The sequence below is a fragment of the Pseudomonas sp. S2_E02 genome (assembly GCF_054668355.1).
This window is the reverse complement of sequence record NZ_CP162761.1, coordinates 4,860,364-4,877,669: the sequence shown is the minus strand read 5'-3', so window position 1 is coordinate 4,877,669 and position 17,306 is coordinate 4,860,364. Positions and strand designations below refer to the sequence as shown.

At 56.8% G+C, this 17,306-nt stretch carries 18 protein-coding genes, 1 tRNA gene and 1 pseudogene; 14 read left to right on the top strand and 6 right to left on the bottom strand.

Annotated elements, in window-relative coordinates; genetic code table 11:
• Positions 1 to 19 precede the first annotated feature (19 nt).
• Complete coding sequence (locus AB4O01_RS21970) at positions 20 to 1,498, top strand: aminotransferase-like domain-containing protein (protein WP_095047155.1); 1,479 nt, start codon at positions 20 to 22, stop codon at positions 1,496 to 1,498.
• Between the two features lie 29 nt (positions 1,499 to 1,527).
• On the top strand, positions 1,528 to 1,875 hold the full coding sequence (locus AB4O01_RS21965; RefSeq protein WP_414927335.1) for a hypothetical protein: 348 nt from the start codon (positions 1,528 to 1,530) through the stop codon (positions 1,873 to 1,875).
• 14 nt (positions 1,876 to 1,889) lie between these two features.
• On the opposite strand, the gene AB4O01_RS21960 is transcribed toward AB4O01_RS21965, so the two are convergent.
• Entirely contained in the window at positions 1,890 to 2,180 is a 291-nt protein-coding gene (locus tag AB4O01_RS21960; RefSeq protein WP_257356823.1) for a YceK/YidQ family lipoprotein, read from the bottom strand.
• A gap of 74 nt (positions 2,181 to 2,254) precedes the next feature.
• Positions 2,255 to 2,704 (bottom strand): carboxypeptidase regulatory-like domain-containing protein, encoded by a 450-nt coding sequence (locus AB4O01_RS21955; protein WP_460089532.1) that lies wholly within the window; start codon positions 2,702 to 2,704, stop codon positions 2,255 to 2,257.
• Between the two features lie 260 nt (positions 2,705 to 2,964).
• On the opposite strand from AB4O01_RS21955, the gene AB4O01_RS21950 reads away from it, so the two are divergent.
• From AB4O01_RS21950 to AB4O01_RS21935, 4 genes are all read left to right on the top strand, one after another.
• A complete protein-coding gene (locus AB4O01_RS21950) occupies positions 2,965 to 4,023 on the top strand; it encodes a PDDEXK nuclease domain-containing protein (protein WP_460089531.1) in 1,059 nt (352 codons plus the stop codon).
• A gap of 67 nt (positions 4,024 to 4,090) precedes the next feature.
• Complete coding sequence (locus AB4O01_RS21945; protein WP_099757739.1) at positions 4,091 to 5,065, top strand: alpha/beta hydrolase family protein; 975 nt, start codon at positions 4,091 to 4,093, stop codon at positions 5,063 to 5,065.
• Between the two features lie 29 nt (positions 5,066 to 5,094).
• Positions 5,095 to 5,508 (top strand): hypothetical protein, encoded by a 414-nt coding sequence (locus tag AB4O01_RS21940; protein WP_008080543.1) that lies wholly within the window; start codon positions 5,095 to 5,097, stop codon positions 5,506 to 5,508.
• Positions 5,509 to 5,514: 6 nt separating this feature from the next.
• On the top strand, positions 5,515 to 5,967 hold the full coding sequence (locus tag AB4O01_RS21935) for a hypothetical protein (RefSeq protein ID WP_257356818.1): 453 nt from the start codon (positions 5,515 to 5,517) through the stop codon (positions 5,965 to 5,967).
• Positions 5,968 to 6,279: 312 nt separating this feature from the next.
• On the opposite strand, the gene gabP is transcribed toward AB4O01_RS21935, so the two are convergent.
• Positions 6,280 to 7,671, bottom strand: coding sequence for a GABA permease (gene gabP, locus AB4O01_RS21930; RefSeq protein WP_460089528.1), 1,392 nt, complete (start codon positions 7,669 to 7,671; stop codon positions 6,280 to 6,282).
• A gap of 554 nt (positions 7,672 to 8,225) precedes the next feature.
• On the opposite strand from gabP, the gene AB4O01_RS21925 reads away from it, so the two are divergent.
• The 7 genes from AB4O01_RS21925 (at position 8,226) to AB4O01_RS21895 (ending at position 14,213) form a co-directional block, all read left to right on the top strand.
• Complete coding sequence (locus AB4O01_RS21925) at positions 8,226 to 8,999, top strand: ABC transporter ATP-binding protein (RefSeq protein ID WP_093430016.1); 774 nt, start codon at positions 8,226 to 8,228, stop codon at positions 8,997 to 8,999.
• Positions 9,000 to 9,012: 13 nt separating this feature from the next.
• Positions 9,013 to 9,765, top strand: a complete 753-nt coding sequence (locus tag AB4O01_RS21920; RefSeq protein WP_460089526.1) for an ABC transporter substrate-binding protein — start codon at positions 9,013 to 9,015, stop codon at positions 9,763 to 9,765.
• A gap of 78 nt (positions 9,766 to 9,843) precedes the next feature.
• Positions 9,844 to 10,536: an ABC transporter permease gene (locus tag AB4O01_RS21915; protein WP_095047149.1), complete on the top strand. Its 693-nt coding sequence runs from the start codon at positions 9,844 to 9,846 to the stop codon at positions 10,534 to 10,536.
• On the top strand, positions 10,536 to 11,225 hold the full coding sequence (locus AB4O01_RS21910; RefSeq protein ID WP_099757735.1) for an ABC transporter permease: 690 nt from the start codon (positions 10,536 to 10,538) through the stop codon (positions 11,223 to 11,225). Before AB4O01_RS21915 ends, AB4O01_RS21910 begins: the two co-directional genes overlap by 1 nt.
• Positions 11,206 to 12,441 carry a methyltransferase gene (locus AB4O01_RS21905; protein ID WP_460089524.1) on the top strand — a complete coding sequence of 412 codons (1,236 nt, stop codon included), beginning with the start codon at positions 11,206 to 11,208 and terminating at the stop codon, positions 12,439 to 12,441. The genes AB4O01_RS21910 and AB4O01_RS21905 overlap by 20 nt, the downstream gene beginning before the upstream one ends.
• A 430-nt stretch (positions 12,442 to 12,871) precedes the next feature.
• Positions 12,872 to 12,947, top strand: a tRNA-Thr gene (locus AB4O01_RS21900).
• Between the two features lie 276 nt (positions 12,948 to 13,223).
• A complete protein-coding gene (locus tag AB4O01_RS21895; protein ID WP_116256360.1) occupies positions 13,224 to 14,213 on the top strand; it encodes an Abi family protein in 990 nt (329 codons plus the stop codon).
• 455 nt (positions 14,214 to 14,668) lie between these two features.
• Here AB4O01_RS21895 and AB4O01_RS21890 read toward each other — a convergent pair.
• Positions 14,669 to 14,778, bottom strand: a pseudogene (locus AB4O01_RS21890) (helix-turn-helix domain-containing protein); the annotation flags it as partial.
• A 473-nt stretch (positions 14,779 to 15,251) separates the two neighbouring features.
• On the opposite strand from AB4O01_RS21890, the gene AB4O01_RS21885 reads away from it, so the two are divergent.
• Positions 15,252 to 15,533: a DUF3077 domain-containing protein gene (locus AB4O01_RS21885; RefSeq protein WP_122844308.1), complete on the top strand. Its 282-nt coding sequence runs from the start codon at positions 15,252 to 15,254 to the stop codon at positions 15,531 to 15,533.
• A gap of 42 nt (positions 15,534 to 15,575) precedes the next feature.
• Here the strand turns inward: AB4O01_RS21885 and AB4O01_RS21880 are convergent, their stop codons facing one another.
• A complete protein-coding gene (locus AB4O01_RS21880) occupies positions 15,576 to 16,241 on the bottom strand; it encodes an RES family NAD+ phosphorylase (RefSeq protein WP_257356805.1) in 666 nt (221 codons plus the stop codon).
• 11 nt (positions 16,242 to 16,252) lie between these two features.
• A complete protein-coding gene (locus tag AB4O01_RS21875) occupies positions 16,253 to 16,660 on the bottom strand; it encodes an MbcA/ParS/Xre antitoxin family protein (RefSeq protein WP_093430011.1) in 408 nt (135 codons plus the stop codon).
• Between the last annotated feature and the right edge of the window lie 646 nt (positions 16,661 to 17,306).

Sequence of the window (17,306 nt, the reverse complement as noted above, 5' to 3'; positions counted from 1 at the left end):
GAAACATCACAGAGAACTTATGGACAGGTTTGATCTACCGGACAAGCGCTGGCGGATAGTCAAGGACTGGATTATTCGTCAGATCGACAGCGGTGAATGGGCAGCCGAAGCGAAACTGCCCTCGATCCGTACGCTGGCGCGAATGTTTGAAACCAGCATCACCACCGTTCAGCGCGCGTTGGCGGATCTGGAAGCCGATGCTTACGTTTCGACCAAACCGCGTATCGGCTACTTCGTCTCAGCCTCCGGACAAGCAAAACCCGCCAGGGGTTTTGACTTCTCCAGTGTCACCGTCAACGTCAATCATGCGGTGGTCGCGATGCTCTCCCAAGCGGCCTCGCGCACCACCGCGTCGTTGAATTCAGCGGTGTTGCACAGCGACCTGACACCCAACGTGCTGCTCAACAAGTGCCTGTCGGTATTGGCTGGCAAAGCTGACAACTCGCTGACCGGACTGGTCGCACCACCCGGTCTGCCGGCACTGCGACGACGCATCGCCGGGCTTATGCTGACCCGCGGCGTGGTCTGCGGGCCGGACGATATTCTGGTGACGTCGGGCGACACCATTGCTCTGGAGCTGGCACTTGAAGCCGTCGCATCGAAAGGCGCTACGGTCGCCATCGAAACGCCGACTTATTACGGCATCCTGCAGACCATCGAACGCTTGGGCATGCGCGCCTTGCCCATCCGCACGCACGGCAAACTCGGTCTCGATGTCGATCACCTCGAAGAAGCGTTGAAGCTGAAAAAGGTCGCGGTGATCTTTCTCAACCCAACCCTGCAGAACCCGCGAGGTTTCATCATGCCCGACGAGACTCGCGCACGGCTGTCACAGATCGCGCGCGAAGCGGACGTGCCGATTATCGAGGACGACATCTTCTTCGACCTGGTGCCGGAAGGCGATCGCCCCCGCGCCATCAAGAGCTACGACACCAGCGGGCAGACGATTTACTGCTCGTCGTTCTCCAAGACCATCGCGCCGGGTTATCGCGTCGGCTGGTGTCTGGCTGGCAAGTACCGCAATGCCATCCTGGCGCAAATGTTTTCGCGCAATCTGGCGGTTTCCAGCCTTGCGCAAAATGTCCTCAACGAATTTATCGGGCGCGGCTACATGGAAGAGCACTGCGCCAGACTCCGCTCGCAACTGTCTTCGCTGGCCAGTTTTGTCGAAGCGCTGGTGCGTACGGATTTCCCTGCGGGCACCGTATACGTGCCGCCGCGTGGAGGGTTCATCCACTGGATTGAACTGCCGCTACACACCGACATGTCGGCATTGCAGGATTTAGCCAGCGAACGCGGCTGCCACGTGGCCGGCAACGGCATCTTCTTCGCCGACGGGCATGCAACCACGGGTGTGCGCATCTGCCTTGGCACTGCGCTGACTCCGGGAGTGATCGAGATCCTCAAGGTGATTGCCGAAAGCGCACACCTCGCCGGGCGACCCTCTGACGGACGGCAAAACCTGACTGAGCAACATCAAGAACCAGCCGTTTCCTGAGCGCAAAAGGACGTTTGCAGTAACACTTCATGAATCAGAAAAGAACCCGCACTCCCCTGCCCCATCCGCCGCCGTATCGCCAGAGCCGGACAACCTTCTGGCTGACCGTGCTCGTCGGCGTACTGATTGCCTTCGCCCTCTGTGCATCGATCTACATATTGATCGACAGCTGGATCAGCGGCGCCATCACCACCACCAACCGCGGCCCGAAGCACACTTATCACCTGGCTGTGCAACCACGACGGTTCTGGATCGAGTTTGTCTCGCAAAGCCTAGGAACCGTGTTTCTGCTGGCTGCCGGGGTGTTCGGCCTATGGATTTATCGCAAGGTGCACGAGCCGGCGGAGAAGCCCAAAGGCAGCCGCATACGACGATAATCGGGTGAGCAGTTTCAGAGCGTGTTGACGTAGTCGATGGGCAACAGCACGGTATCCACGGCGGCATCTACCGGTAGCGATACGACAGTAATCAAAGGGCAAACGATCGTGACATAACAGATCACCGCTGTTGGCTTGCCGTCGTCATCCCTCACGCCGAGCAGGCGTAAATTACCGTCGACACCCTTGTAGTAAGGCTCTGGCGAGGCACCACTCAAGCGCCCCGTCATCGTTCCACAACCGGCCAACAACGCAACAAGGCTCGCCACGGAGCCAAAAAGCAAAATCCCTTTCAATGCCAACATCCTTCTGACCATAAAGCGTGAGGGCCGCGATTGTACGCACAATCAACCGCGCCCTCCGCGCCTGGCACCCGTGATTAATCGCTGTCGCTCCAGTGAAACACCAGATTGCGCGCAGTACCGATTGCAACATCGGTCACATCGCGCCGCACCTCTCCCTTGCGTGTGGCAACCACGGTGTATTTGCCGGTCGGCAATTTTGCGTACAGCAACGGGCCGGTCTGATTGAGAACCAGCAGATTTTGTCCTGCAGCATTTGCAATCGTCACATCGACGTCGGAGGTGTACTCGTTCTGCATGCCCACCGAAAAGGTCATGTGCAGGTTGTAGCCGACGGTTTGCTGGATGGCTTTTGCTTCATCCTCGCCGACCCCGCCGGCCAGATAGCTGATACCGTTTTGTTGCTGCTGTTGAACTTGCACGCCTGCGCTGTCGACGGGCTCAAGACTGGCGGCTTGCGCCGTCGCGGCAAATAACAATGCAGCAACCGCGACGACAGGTAGCAGGCAGGAAAGGACACGTTTCATGATGGCGACTCCCGGGCTCTGACAGAACCCAATCGTTACCCTGTATTGGATTCAGTGCGGGAGGGTGACGTTTCAGAATGATTCGAACTTGGGGTGTGTACGAAATGGACTACAGACCAAAACCAGCAAAAGCGTCCCTGCCAGCAACTTCCTGCGACACCCATCCCGTCTTCCTGCTGGCTTCGCAGGCTCGGCCGACATCCTTCGCAAGCGGTTCTCGGCATGCTGACGCTTCTGTTTTCAATGATGCGGAAAAATCGATGAGCCAGCTGAAACCTGCTGACCTGCAAGACCCGAAAATCGATTCATTACAGGGCGATCTTGGCGAACTGATCCGTCAGGCACGGCAACAAGTGCTGCGTGTGGTCGATGCGATTCAGGTTCAGACCTGCTGGCAGATTGGCCGGCATATTGTTGAGTTTGAACAGGACGGCGCCCGGCGAGCGGGGTATGGCAAGCAGTTGCTGGCCATACTGGCGAAGGATCTGACGGTTCAATTCGGGAAGGGATTTGATGAGACCAACCTGCGCAAGATGCGCCTTTTCTATCAGACCTTCCCAATTCGAGACGCACTGCGTCCCGAATTGAGCTGGACGCACTATCGCAGGCTCCTGCGGGTTGAAAGTGACAAGGCTCGCCAGTGGTACATGGATGAGTGCGCCACCCTCAACTGGTCCAGCCGCGCTCTGGATCGCCAGATCAATACGCTCTACTACGAACGCCTGCTGATGAGCCAGGACAAGGCCGGCGTGATCGAGGAAGCTACCACCAACATCGCAGCGATGAACTGCAATCCCCGAGAGTTCATCCGCGACCCCGTGATTCTCGAGTTTCTAGGCTTGCCCTCTCCGGGCAAGGTTAACGAAACAGGGCTTGAACAAGCGCTCATCGATCACCTGCAGAGCTTCCTGCTTGAACTGGGCAAAGGGTTTTCCTTTGTCGCTCGACAACAACGCATCAGCGCCGGTGGCTCGGATCTGTACATCGATCTGGTGTTTTACAACTACTTGCTCAAATGCTTCGTGATCATTGATCTCAAACGCGGCCAGCTCAGTGCGCGTGATGTCGGACAGATGGACATGTACGTGCGCATGTACGACGAACTCAAGCGCAGTGAAGGCGACAAACCCACTGTCGGGATCATTCTGTGTTCACAGGACAACGAGGCCGTCGCGCGCTACTCAATACTCAAAGGCAGTGAGCAACTGTTTGCCAGCAGCTATAAAACGGTGCTGCCAAGTGTGGAAGAACTGCGAGCGGAGCTGCAAAGAGAGCAAGCATTGATCGAGGAACGCTTGCTCACCGAGTCCACTGAATAAGCGCTGCGGATTGTCCGCTGGATGCACTGAGACTATTGTTGCCAGCTACCCGCGAAGGTCGAGCGCCATGAGTTTTCAGGACACGCCTCCATTGCCAGCTGTGCAGCGCAAGCCGCTATTGGCCGCCGAGCTGCAAAATGAAGCCTTCAAGGAAACAGCCGCCGACGGTTTTGTCCTTGGCGGTTTCACCTGGCGCCATGCCCTGCCCGACCTTCAGCGCCCGGTGGTGATCATCAACGCCGCCACGTCCGTGCGCTGTCGCCATTACTCGCGTTTCGCGGCCTATCTGTTCGCCAATGGTTTCGACGTGATCATCTTCGACTACCGTGGCATCGGCGAATCTCGACCCGACTCAATGAAAGGCCTTGAGGCCTCGTGGACAGACTGGGGCGCGCTGGATTTCGAGGCGATGCTCAAACGCGCACAACGGCAATTTCCCGGTCAGCCGATCGATGTGGTCGGCCACAGTTTTGGTGGCTGCGCCGCTGGCCTCGGTGAGTCGGGAAAGGTTATCCGACGGCTGGTCACCGTCGGTGCGCAGTTCGCCTACTGGCGCGATTACGCCCCCGAACAGCGCTGGCGCATGTTCGGCAAATGGCATGTGTTGATGCCACTGCTGACGCTGGTCTGCGGTTACTTCCCGGGCAAACGTCTTGGCTGGCTGGAAGATACGCCGGCCGGTGTAGTGCGCGACTGGAGCACGCCTGCAGCGCGTTACGAACAGCGCCCCAGTGGTCGCGCGTTGATGAAAAAGAGCGGCGCCCTGCCCTTCGCCAACGTCCGCGCACAGACACTGGCGATCAGCATCAGCGACGATCCCTACGGCACCCTTCCTGCCATCGAACGCCTGCTCGACTACCTCAGTAACGCTACGAAAACCCACTTGCGCATCGAACCGCAGGACATCAACGAACAACAAGTCGGACATTTCGCCTTTTTTCGCAGCGCATACCAAGCCACACTATGGCCCATCGCTCTGACCTGGCTGCAAACCGGAGAACTGGCCCCCGATACTCCCGGGCGGCAAGTGCCACGCAGCTGAGCCCCTCTCAACGCACGACGGAACACATCATGGCCTCCGCCAACAAGCAGCAAAAACGCGCCACCCGGGCCAAAGCCAAGGCCAAACAGAACCGTACCAAACGCGCCGAAGCGCCGGTCGAGCTGGACCCGAACGATGATCGCATCGACTTCGAATCGGTGGACCTGACCGAGCTGTTCAAGAAAATGATCGACGCCGAGAAGATCAGCCAGCAAGCGCTGTGCACCGCGTTCCTCGAAGACCCGCTGCTGGAATTGGTCTACGAGCAGGAAGGCGAAGAAGGCGCGATGGATTTCATCCTCGCCGCGCTGATCGAGTATCGCCAGTGGTCGCAGGAAACCGACGAGGCCGGCGCGCTGGCGTGGATCGAATCCCCGGCCTTCCAGGCCGACTATGTGGCGGCCTCCGACGCGATCGCCGCGCAAACCCAACAGAAGAACTGAGTTCCCATGGCATCCCTGAACAAGCAACAGAAACGCGCCAAACGCGCCAAGGCCAAAGCCAAGCAAATCCGTATGGTCGGCCGCAAGCCGCTGGAACAGGACGAAGACCTCGACCACCTCGCCGAGCCGATCCCGGAATACACCCTGGCGATGTTCAGCAAAATGCGCGACGCCGAAGCCGTCAGCCGCAACGAAATGCTGCTGACCCTGCTGCGCGAACTGGCGTTCGTCATCGTTGACCATCCAGAGTTGCTGGACATGGAAAACGCCGACAATGAAGGCATGGCCGCCACTCACCTGGCCGCCGACATGTTGATCGACTACCGCATGTGGGCCGAAGGCGCAACGATCGAAGAGGCCCAGGCCTGGCTGAGCGAACCGCAGTTCATCACCGATTTCGGGGTTGCGCTGGATGCTTATGGCAAGTCGGTTGAAGACACCGAACCCAAGTCCGAGTAATTTTTTCCGCTTCACGTCCACGCACGATCAGGAAAAGGAAGTCAGATGAAGACAGCAGACTCACGCGAGGACGGGCAAATCCCGAAAGCAGAAGACTCAGCAGCGAACCTCGAGAGCGACCCTGTTAAATCTCTCAAACAACCAACTTGGGATGAATGGTTCGACGGAGAGAAATGCAGCTCAGACTTCATGCTCTCGCGAGAGCAAAGCTGATTCGGATCTGAAGCGCAGAATATTTCGAAACCGTTAGCAGAAACAAAAACGGCCGCTAGTCATCACTGACAGCGGCCGTTTTGCGTTACGCGTAACGGATCAGTTCAACACCACCGCGCCACGTTTTTCCAGCTTGCGACGGCGTGCCACCAACAGACCGGCAGCCACCACCATCAGACTCAGCAAACCAGTCGCGAGGATCTCCACGCGATGCGCTTCCTGGAACAGCATGATGGTCAGGGCTGCGACGATGAAGATGATCACCGCGTAGGTCAGGCCCGGGAACAGCCACATGCTGAAGACGATTTTCTCGCCGCGCGCCATGCGTTGTTTACGCATACGCAGTTGCGAGAAAGCGATCACCAGGTACACCAGCAGTGCGATCGCACCGGAGCTGGCCAGCAGGAATTCGAACACCGCCGCCGGAGCCACGTAGTTGGCGAAGGTGCACAGGAACGCAGCGCCGGTGGACAGCATGACCGCCCAGTAAGGTGTGCCGCTTTTGTTGGTGCGTGTCGCCATGGCCGGCGCATCGCCACGCTTGCCGAGGGAGAAGAGCATGCGCGACGAGGTGTACAGCGCCGAGTTCAGGCAGCTGGTCACCGCGACCAGTACCACGATGTCGACGATCATCTTGGCGTTCGGGATGCCCATGCGCTCAAGCACAGTCTGGTAGGAACCGAGATTGGCCAGCGTAGGATCGTTCCACGGCACCAAGGCCACAACGATGAAGATCGACACGAGATAGAACAGGCCGATCCGCCAGATCACCGAGTTGGTGGCCTTGGAGATTTGCTTGCCCGGGTTCTTCGATTCCGCAGCCGCAATGGTGACGATTTCGGTACCCATGAAGGAGAACATGGTGGTCAGGATCGCACCCAGTACCGCGCCCATGCCGTTGGGCAGGAAGCCGCCGCTGTCGAACAGGTGCGAAACGCCGCTGACCTGGCTGTTCGGCAGAAAGCCGAAGATCGCCGCAAGGCCGAGGATGATGAAGCCGATGATTGCCAGCACTTTGATCAGCGCGAACCAGAATTCGAACTCGCCGTAATTCTTTACGCTGAACAGGTTGGTGACGGTCAACAACAAGGTGATGACCAGCGCGAATGCCCAGATGCCGACATCAGGGAACCACGCATGGAGAATGGTTGCGGCGGCGTTGGCTTCCAGTGGAATCACCAAGACCCAGAACCACCAGTACAGCCAGCCGATGGTGAAACCGGCCCAGTGCCCGATGGCACGGTCGGCGTACGTCGAGAAGGAGCCCGTGTCCGGCGAGGCAACGGCCATTTCACCGAGCATGCGCATCACTAAAACCACCAGGGTACCGGCGGCGGCGTAGGCCAGCAGCACGGCAGGGCCGGCGGCAGCGATGGCGTGGCCGGAGCCAACGAACAGACCGGCGCCGATTACACCGGCGATCGACAACATGGTCACATGACGCGGTTTGAGCCCCTGTTCGAGGCCATTGGAGTTTGGGGTACTGCTCATCGAAACTACCTTTGCGAGGAAAGCGATTGCGTCCGGCCCGTCTGGCATTTTCTTTCTCGTAAAAAGAAACCAACGGGGCGTTCCGTATTCTGCACGCAATAAATGCGCCAAAATGTTTCAAACTCTTCAGGGCTGCGGTTTTGCGCGAGACCGGACAGTCATCGCAAGTCCTTGGATTTAATGGCAATCCGCCAGAGCGTTACCCTGCGACTCACTTTTCAAACGAAACAGCGCACCAGAAACACACCGAAAAAGTGTGGGATGCACAATAAAAGGGCGATTCAGGAACGTTCGGCCGGATAGCGCTTCCAACACCCCGCCAAAGCTGGCAACATCGCGCCTTTTTTTACGCGACACCCACGGGTTTGCTCGATCAAACACCCGTTCGGTTGTTGATGGGGCGACAGTCTGCTGTGCCGATGCGACAACCTGCCACATGCCACCCGTTAACCGCTCGTAGCGCTGTTGGCTGCCATTGAAACGCTATGCTAGCTTGGCCGCCTCGCCAGGAAGGCCATCCAACAGCTGGAGCGCAACATATATGAGGAACGCACATGGCTGAGGCCACGCCCGCGCTTGAAATCCGCAACTTGCACAAACGCTACGGACAGCTTGAGGTACTCAAAGGTATCTCGCTGACCGCCCGCGACGGCGATGTGATCTCGATCCTCGGTTCCTCCGGTTCCGGCAAGTCCACGTTCCTCCGTTGCATCAACCTGCTGGAAAATCCACATCAGGGCCAGATTCTGGTGGCCGGCGAAGAACTCAAGCTCAAATCCGCCAAAAATGGCGAACTGATTGCCGCCGACGGCAAACAGATCAACCGCCTGCGTTCCGAGATTGGTTTTGTGTTTCAAAACTTTAATCTGTGGCCGCACATGAGCATCCTCGACAACATCATCGAGGCACCGCGTCGCGTGCTCGGCCAGAGCAAGGCCGAAGCCATCGAAGTCGCCGAAGCGCTGCTGGCCAAGGTCGGCATCGCCGACAAGCGCCATGCCTACCCGGCGCAACTGTCCGGTGGCCAGCAACAACGCGCGGCGATTGCCCGCACGCTGGCGATGCAACCGAAGGTGATCCTGTTCGATGAACCCACCTCGGCGCTTGACCCGGAAATGGTTCAGGAAGTACTTAGTGTCATCCGCGCATTGGCCGAAGAAGGCCGTACCATGCTGCTCGTGACCCACGAAATGGGTTTCGCCCGTCAGGTCTCCAGCGAAGTGGTGTTCCTTCATCAGGGCCTTATAGAAGAGCAAGGATCGCCTCAGCAGGTGTTCGAAAACCCGCTTTCGGCGCGCTGCAAACAATTCATGTCCAGCAACCGCTAACGGAGCAACATGCATGCAGAATTTTAAAAAGGTCTTCCTGGCCGCCGCCGTCACCCTGGCGTTCAGCGCCGGTGCCATGGCCGAAACACTGAAGATGGGCATCGAAGCGGCTTACCCGCCGTTCAACAACAAAGACGCCAGCGGCAACGTGGTCGGCTTCGACAAAGACATCGGCGACGCCCTCTGCGCGAAGATGAAAGTCGAGTGCACCGTGGTCACTTCCGACTGGGACGGCATCATCCCGGCCCTGAACGCGAAGAAGTTCGACTTCCTGATCTCGTCGCTGTCGATCACCGACGAGCGCAAGGGCGCGGTCGACTTCACCGACCCGTACTACTCGAACAAACTGCAGTTCATTGCACGGAAAAACGTCGACTTCAAAACCGACAAGGACTCGCTGAAGGGCAAGTCCATCGGTACCCAGCGTGCCACGCTGGCCGGCACCTGGCTGGAAGACAACTACGGCAGCGATCTCAACGTCAAACTCTATGACACCCAGGAAAACGCCTACCTCGACCTGACGTCCGGTCGTGTCGACGCGATCCTCGCCGACAAGTACGCCAACTACGACTGGCTGAAAAGCGACGCGGGCAAGAACTACGAGTTCAAGGGCGACCCGGTTCTAGAAAGCGACAAGATCGGCATCGCTGTGCGCAAGGGTGACAACGAACTGCGCAACAAGCTGAACGCTGCCCTGAAGGAAATCGTCGCCGACGGTACCTACAAGAAGATTAACGACAAGTACTTCCCGTTCAGCATCTATTGATCCTGACCTGTGGGACTGGCGCCGTGATTGAACGGCGCCGGCTCCCGACTTTGCCTGCCGCAATTTGAACAGAAACCCATGATTATCGACCTCTACGGATTCGGCCCGGCCCTCGCTGCCGGCGCGCTGATGACCGTCCAACTGGCTCTCACCGCCCTGTGCCTGGGGCTGGTGCTCGGTCTGCTCGGCGCCTTGGCCAAGACTTCCCCGTACAAGCCGCTGCAATGGCTTGGCGAAACCTACTCGACCATCGTACGTGGTGTGCCGGAGCTGCTTTGGGTTCTGCTGATCTACCTCGGCACCGTCAAGACGATGAATGCCATTGGCGAATACTTTGGCAATCCAGACCTGGCGCTAAGCCCCTTTGTGGCGGGCGTAACCGCACTTGGACTGTGCTTCGGCGCCTATGCCACGGAGGTATTTCGTGGCGCCATCCTGGCCATTCCGAAAGGACACCGTGAGGCCGGTCAGGCCCTGGGCCTGTCGAAATGGCGGATCTTCACCCGGTTGATCATGCCGCAGATGTGGCGCATCGCCCTGCCCGGCCTGGGCAATCTGTTCATGATCCTGATGAAAGACACCGCTCTGGTGTCGGTCATCGGCCTGGAAGAAATCATGCGCAATGCGCAGAACGCCGTAACCTTCGCCAAGCATCCATTCACCTTCTATCTGGTCGCAGCCGTCATGTATCTGGGCCTGACCATATTGGCGATGGCCACCATGCACTTCATGGAAAAACGCGCCGCCCGTGGCTTCGTGAGGACGACGTAATGGAATGGGAAGTCATCTATAAGTGGCTGCCGAAGTTCTTTCAGGGCGCCGTCCTGACACTCGAACTGGTGGGCATCGCCGTTATTCTCGGGTTGTTGCTGGCGATCCCTCTGGGCATCGCGCGCTCCTCCAAGCTCTGGTTTGTTCGCGCATTTCCTTACGCTTACATCTTTTTCTTTCGTGGCACTCCGTTGCTCGTACAACTGTTTCTGGTCTACTACGGCCTGGCTCAGTTCGACGCCGTACGCGACAGTTTCATGTGGCCGTATTTGCGAGAACCCTTCTGGTGCGCTGTCGCCACGATGACCCTGCATACTGCCGCCTATATCGCCGAAATCCTGCGTGGCGCCATTCAAGCGATCCCGCCGGGCGAGATCGAAGCCGCGCGTGCACTGGGCATGTCAAAGGCCAAGGCATTGTTCTATATCGTCCTGCCGCGCGCCGCTCGCATCGGCCTGCCGGCCTACAGCAACGAAGTCATCCTGATGTTGAAGGCCAGTTCTCTGGCGAGCACGGTGACCTTGCTCGAACTCACCGGCATTACCCGCACGATCATTGCCCGCAACTACCTCACCGTGGATATGTTCTTCACCGCAGGCGTCATTTACCTGCTGATGTCGTTTGTTCTCGTTCAGGCATTCAAACAGCTGGAGCGATGGTTGCGCGTCGATGCCTGCCAAGGGCGTTGACTCCTCCTGCGTGCTGACGGGCGAGGAGTTACTCGCCCGCTTCACCGCGCTGGATGCTTTTTTGATTGAGCATCAGGCGCTGTGGAAACCTCGTCCGTTCACTCATCTGCAGCTTCCCTGGGAAGCGTCCTACCCGAAGTTGGCCTTGTGGCTACGAGGACGGTCGCTGGACGATGCAGAAAACGCACACAACCAACCTGCTGATCTTGCCGAAGCGCCGGAGCCATTTGCTTCATTGGCAGCGATATCGGCTGAGCTGAGCGCTGTCGGTCAGTTGCCGGGGCATGCGCTGGAAGCTGCGGCGCATCGCTTGAATGTCGATGTACCGGGGCGCAAGTGGCAGCAGATTGAAGCGTTTGCCAGTCGTTTGTCTTTTTCCTCGCAACCGACGCACTGGCTCGATTGGTGTTCCGGCAAGGGGCATTTGGGCCGGCGGTTGTTGAGTGATGGCCAACAGTTGACCTGCGTTGAATACGATCCGGCATTGGTCGCCAGCGGTCAGGCGTTGAGTCAGCGCCATCATTTACACGCGCTGCATGTCGAGCAGGATGTGTTGGCAGCGAATGCTTCAAGTGTATTGAGCGCAGCCCACACACCCGTCGCCCTCCACGCCTGCGGCGATCTGCATGTGCGCTTGATGCAACTGGCCAGTGCTGCCGGCTGCCAGCAAATGGCGATCGCGCCCTGCTGTTACAACCGCATCAGTCGCAACAAGTATCAGGCGTTGTCCTCTGTCGGTTTGCGATCCGTCCTACAGCTCTCGCTCGAAGATCTGGCTCTACCCATGAGCGAAACTGTCACCGCCGGTGCACGGGTCCGACGTCAGCGTGACACCTCCATGGCCCGGCGCTTGGCTTTCGATTTGCTGCAACGGCAAGTACGTGGAATAGACGAATACCTGCCCACCCCGTCCCTGCCCAGCGCCTGGTTGGACAAAACCTTCGCCGATTACTGCCGCGATCTGGCAGCGCTGAAAGAGTTATCCACAATCGGCTCGCCAGATTGGTCGACACTCGAAGCCGCCAGTTGGCAGCGTTTGGCCGAAGTTCGCAACCTCGAATTGCTTCGCGGATTGTTCCGACGACCACTGGAGCTTTGGCTGAATCTGGATCGGGCACTTTTCCTCGTCGAACAGGGATACGTCGTACGCCTCGGCACTTTTTGCGACACCACGCTCACACCGCGTAATTTACTGCTGCTCGCCGAACGCGCTTAAAACCTTACAGCCTGTGGATAACTCTGTTGATGGATTTGCCGTGGATCCAATATCTGCGCCTGTTTCGTCGCCTTAACAACACTGGTCATTTTTTGTTCACATAAATAAAAAACCTGTAAAACAGGGATTTGCGAACAAAATGAGAATAGGTTCACAAAACCTCGCCTGAGTATGACTTCGTGCCTCTCAGTTGTGCATAAGCTGCCAATCAAAACGACATAACCGCCGAATAATTATCCCGCCGAACGAATAATTGGGAAGCTCGAGAAAGCCGAAATTCAACTGTGCGCCCTGCAAAACAGCCCTATCGTACGTAAGGCGCAAATCCTACGTTGCGCATTGCGCAGGGCTTAATTTGCCGCGATGCAAAAATAGTCTGAATTCAGGGGTTTACAGGATCTTCCCAATCGCTATAATCGTCGCCCACAACGCCGGTATAGCTCAGTTGGTAGAGCAACTGACTTGTAATCAGTAGGTCCCGGGTTCGACTCCTGGTGCCGGCACCATACAAAACGAAGCCCCTGCAGAAATGCAGGGGCTTTGTTGTTTCTGGCGTTTGGAACTCCAAGGAGCTTCAGCATCGCTGAGATGCGATCAGCGACGCCACTCAATCAACAGACCAACTCAGCCCGCGCGCCTCGACCCGTTACAATTTCACATCAGCCCAACATTGACGGGCTCTTACACCTACCTATAATGCACCCCAACACACCCGCCAAGCCTAGGTTGACCCTGTCAGCAAGCTCAAATCGTGCGGGTTTTTTTTGCCTGGAGAAAGCTACATGAGGCCCTTCGACAAGCCGGCCCTCAGCGTAGAACAGCAATTGGAACTGCTAAAGCAACGAGGCCTGCAAGTCGCAAACGACGAGCGCGCCATGCGTTTCCTAGAAGTGGTCACGCTGTTTCGCTTGAGCCCCTATATGCGCCCTTTTCAGGAAACAAACCCTGAACACACCTTCAAACCTGGTAGCAGTCTGAAAGCAGTCGTCGACATCTACCGTTTCGATGGTTCGTTGCGACGCATTACCATGGATGCTATCGAACGTGTCGAAGTCGCCATACGAGCGACTATCAGCAATCACATGTGCCCGAAGTACGGGCCTGACTGGATAGCTGATGCGTCAATCTTCTCCTCGTCATACTCTCATTCGGATTTATTGCGGCCCCTGCGAGATCAACTGAGCAAGGAACGCAACAAACTTGGACGTGAGATTGATCGTATAAAAAAGAGCAGCCGAGCAGATCAGATCCAGCAGCAGCGAATTGAAAATCGCACGCGCGATAACTATTTTCGATTCTACGGATCAACATATTCCAATCCCGAGTTGCCGCCCGCTTGGGCTGTTCTGGAAGAGCTTAGCCTTGGGACGGTATCCACCCTGTTCAATGCCATAGGCAAAAGCGTCGACAAGAAAGCGATCGCGAGCAGATTCAATCTCCCCTTCGAAGTACTGGCCTCCTGGCTCCACACTTTGACCTTCATTCGAAACTGCTGCGCCCACCACTCACGACTATGGAACAGAGAGCTCTCGATTCGACCATCCTTACCTAAAGAATGGGTCATCCAAAATGCACCTGGCGATCGGCCTCAGCCCAAGCAGCGGCTATTCATAGTACTAACGATGCTAGCGTATCTAACCGATTTGATCAGTCCAGACAGCCATTGGAAATTTCACTTGGCCGAAATGATGGACGAAAGAGAGCCGGGTTATTTGAGACTTATGGGATTTCCAGATGACTGGAAACGGCAACCGCAATGGTGTTTGGGGTAGGGAAAACATACGTCTTGTTTTTTTGCCATTGCGTCTGGAGAAATGTCAGGAGCGAACGCAGGCCTAAAGCAAAATGTGGTGCCTAAACCACAGATTGCCAACCGTGGATCCGTTCGTCCGGTACCGCACCATACAAAACAAAGCCTCTGCAGAAATGCAGGGTCTTTGTTGTTTCTGGGCGTCTATATCTTTAACCGCGTTTCACCTTCAGTAGAAATAGAGTCTCTCCTCCGCACACGTCGATCTAATTGCCAGACGCCCTTCTCCCAAAAAGCACAGCTTCTGACCAAAACGCTCAAATTTCCGCTTTTATGCCAAATTATGAACTGGCAATAATTATGGCGTGCCCATAAAAAGTGTAATTGCATGAGCAGCGCTTCTCAGCTCACTGAACCGGCGGGGTGAATGGCAACCCGGTTTCCCAGTCCAAGAGTGCTTGATGCCTCGACGCTTTGTTCCTCCGCCGCAGAGAGCAGCATCTGCGTTACGCGCGCGGCCTCACCGGCCTTCATCTGACGCACAGACTCCAGTAAATCCTGCTGGAATGCTCCAGTTCATCGACCATCGCTGATCTCCTCGTTTTGTTGCTTAGAAAAGGCGAAGGACAAGTCGTGACCGACAAAACGCATTGCGCGACATCCTGCGAAATTTTTGTAACGAGAAGCCAAGCAAAGCCACTACGGGCCACGATTGTGCATCGGCTCTTCCTCAAGCTAACGTTCAGTTCGTCGCTGCCAATTCAGCGACCGGGCCTGAGAACCCGGGTAAGATGCAGGCGCACCAGCGCCCCAACTCACGTTTGCCGGCGCATTTTTTGTGTCTGCATTACTGTGCAATGGCGGCTGTGCGTGGGAGACCTTCGGGTCTGCCGGGTTCCTGTATCTCCGGTTTCTCAGCCTGCGCATAGCTGCCACCTTTTCGCCTGAGAACGAAATGGCAGCTCTCATTTGATACAGGGAGTTAACAAATGAAAGGCATTGATCCGTCAGCACACCGGTCACTTCAAGTCCGTCCATCTCGAACGGCAGGTGAAGCGAAATGACCAACTCTCAAGATCTGAAAACCCTCGGCCTCACCCACTTTTCCTTCCACTCCAATCAAGCGATGTTCCGCACCAACCGTGGTGTACCGGTAATCGCCGCCCTTTCCCACGCCTCGCACTTGCTTCACATTTCACGACTGCTCACTGCGGACACCTCAGTCTCTCGCGACCCTGACCTTCACGCTTATGCCTCGCAGTATCTGCAGGAGTTAAGCAAAGCGTTGATCGATGATGTCGTGAAAGTGATGGATGCGCCGCCGGACAAGCCGTTGATGTAAACGCCGGTTTAAGGCCCTCGTTGATGCGAGGGCTTTTGCGTTTCAGACCTGACTGATCTCAAACACAAACGAAATCTTCTGCTGACTCGCACTCCACACATAGCGCAAATGCTTACCCTGCTTCGGGATCGACACTGCCGGTGGTCGAAACGCCGCGATGCATTCATGGCCCGGCAGGCGAACGCTGTTGTAGAGCAGCCCCCACGACTCGGTTTCGCGCAGTTGCCGGGCGAATTGCTGAGACGGCCCGTAAGCCTCCGGATCCGGATTGTGCAGTTCGGGGTGATTGTGGCGGATATCGTGCAGCGGTTTAACCACCCGATTAACGTAAGTCCGCATGGTCAATTCAAGGTCCGCTTCTTGGGTCGCCGCAAGAAATCGTTCCTGGTGATAACAGGTCTCGGCGATGGCAGCAGCCTGACTGCTCGCAGCGTAGTAAACGCCGAAGGTGCCGTCGCAGAAACGACTGCGTTTGCCGATGTGGGTAAACGCAGCCATCACCGGAGTCGAGCCGGGGCCGGAGAGTCGATCTTCGAGTCGCACGCGGGCGAGTACGCCGGCCTGTTCGATCAGGCGATCGTTGGTTAGCGCTTCAATCGCGTAGGCAACTTCCAGGTCTTCGGGATCGAGCACGTCTTCGAACAGCGCAATCGGCGGGAAGCTGCTGTTGACGATCCGATAGGCTCTCGGCCACGCCACATCAACCATCTCTGGCGCCTTCAACCGCGCACCCCATCGAGGTAACGACGCACATCGGCGATATCGACCACGCGTCCGGCGAGCATGTAATCCAGCGCCGTTAGCCCATTGAACGGCGCCGCCGTGTTCGGACTACTGACCCATGTGTACGCGCGCTCACGGCTGTTGCTGAAGATGATGCTCAACGCCTTGTGAATGCCCATCAAATAAGAGATGCGCTCAAGGGTATCGTTAGGCAGACGTATGTTCGGCAGGTGTTTGTATTTATAGAACGTGGTGTTACCGACACCGCCCAGCAATGTGCGTTGCTGCTCAGCGCTGCAGCCCCAACGCTCCATGAGGTTAAAGAAGAACTTCAGCGCGACGCGGCCGGCTTCGGGGGCGTCTAGTTGTTCGCGTGGGGTGAGGGCTGGGGATGAGGTAGTCATTGAGCCTCTCCAGATTTGTCTTGCTTTGATACTAGTACATATACGAATAAATCGATAAAAAAGCTCCGTAAGCGTATTACTGGTTACCACATTCCCCATTGATTGGGATTCGGATATGACCGGATTTGAGCATTTCGTCGACCGAATCGAACCGCTGCCGAATAGTTCGTGCTTCCAACATGGCTTGGGCAGTCTTGTCCGTAGGAATTCGTGCAATGGACGGCTGCTCTTGGATTTCAATAACGTCGTGAAGCCTGTTGCCAACTTGGCACTCCATATCGGCCGCTTCTTGTGATGCAATCACTTCGCTTACCTCACTCAGAACTGTAGCCACAGAGACTCGATGTCTCGACGCTGCCACTTCATCTGCTTTAACAAGTCGCCGCTATCAGCTCGGTCGCAAGTTCGCCTAGGATGCATCCACGTATTTCGCAGGCCAAAACCACTAACGTTGTCAGCCATTTCCCCGTGAAAAATCACCCCCACGCACCAAAACCACGCATTTTTTTGACCCTCATCACCCCCACGTCACCAAAAACCCCGATCCTGTGTCAGCCTCCAGCCATCGGCGAGGACATCAATTCGCTACTAAACCCGCGACAACTATGCTCAGGTACAGGAATATAGCCAGCATATGGCGCCTGAC

What these genes read in the sequence shown, in the direction of transcription:
- AB4O01_RS21925 (WP_093430016.1), top strand. Translation starts at nt 8,226, where the DNA reads ATGGCTGAGGCCACGCCCGCGCTTGAAATCCGCAACTTGCACAAACGC.
- AB4O01_RS21895 (WP_116256360.1), top strand. Translation starts at nt 13,224, where the DNA reads ATGAGGCCCTTCGACAAGCCGGCCCTCAGCGTAGAACAGCAATTGGAA.
- AB4O01_RS21945 (WP_099757739.1), top strand. Translation starts at nt 4,091, where the DNA reads ATGAGTTTTCAGGACACGCCTCCATTGCCAGCTGTGCAGCGCAAGCCG.
- AB4O01_RS21885 (WP_122844308.1), top strand. Translation starts at nt 15,252, where the DNA reads ATGACCAACTCTCAAGATCTGAAAACCCTCGGCCTCACCCACTTTTCC.
- AB4O01_RS21950 (WP_460089531.1), top strand. Translation starts at nt 2,965, where the DNA reads ATGAGCCAGCTGAAACCTGCTGACCTGCAAGACCCGAAAATCGATTCA.
- AB4O01_RS21910 (WP_099757735.1), top strand. Translation starts at nt 10,536, where the DNA reads ATGGAATGGGAAGTCATCTATAAGTGGCTGCCGAAGTTCTTTCAGGGC.
- AB4O01_RS21955 (WP_460089532.1), bottom strand. Translation starts at nt 2,704, where the DNA reads ATGAAACGTGTCCTTTCCTGCCTGCTACCTGTCGTCGCGGTTGCTGCA.
- AB4O01_RS21935 (WP_257356818.1), top strand. Translation starts at nt 5,515, where the DNA reads ATGGCATCCCTGAACAAGCAACAGAAACGCGCCAAACGCGCCAAGGCC.
- AB4O01_RS21875 (WP_093430011.1), bottom strand. Translation starts at nt 16,660, where the DNA reads ATGACTACCTCATCCCCAGCCCTCACCCCACGCGAACAACTAGACGCC.
- gabP (WP_460089528.1), bottom strand. Translation starts at nt 7,671, where the DNA reads ATGAGCAGTACCCCAAACTCCAATGGCCTCGAACAGGGGCTCAAACCG.
- AB4O01_RS21915 (WP_095047149.1), top strand. Translation starts at nt 9,844, where the DNA reads ATGATTATCGACCTCTACGGATTCGGCCCGGCCCTCGCTGCCGGCGCG.
- AB4O01_RS21940 (WP_008080543.1), top strand. Translation starts at nt 5,095, where the DNA reads ATGGCCTCCGCCAACAAGCAGCAAAAACGCGCCACCCGGGCCAAAGCC.
- AB4O01_RS21970 (WP_095047155.1), top strand. Translation starts at nt 20, where the DNA reads ATGGACAGGTTTGATCTACCGGACAAGCGCTGGCGGATAGTCAAGGAC.
- AB4O01_RS21905 (WP_460089524.1), top strand. Translation starts at nt 11,206, where the DNA reads ATGCCTGCCAAGGGCGTTGACTCCTCCTGCGTGCTGACGGGCGAGGAG.
- AB4O01_RS21960 (WP_257356823.1), bottom strand. Translation starts at nt 2,180, where the DNA reads ATGTTGGCATTGAAAGGGATTTTGCTTTTTGGCTCCGTGGCGAGCCTT.
- AB4O01_RS21880 (WP_257356805.1), bottom strand. Translation starts at nt 16,241, where the DNA reads ATGGTTGATGTGGCGTGGCCGAGAGCCTATCGGATCGTCAACAGCAGC.
- AB4O01_RS21920 (WP_460089526.1), top strand. Translation starts at nt 9,013, where the DNA reads ATGCAGAATTTTAAAAAGGTCTTCCTGGCCGCCGCCGTCACCCTGGCG.
- AB4O01_RS21965 (WP_414927335.1), top strand. Translation starts at nt 1,528, where the DNA reads ATGAATCAGAAAAGAACCCGCACTCCCCTGCCCCATCCGCCGCCGTAT.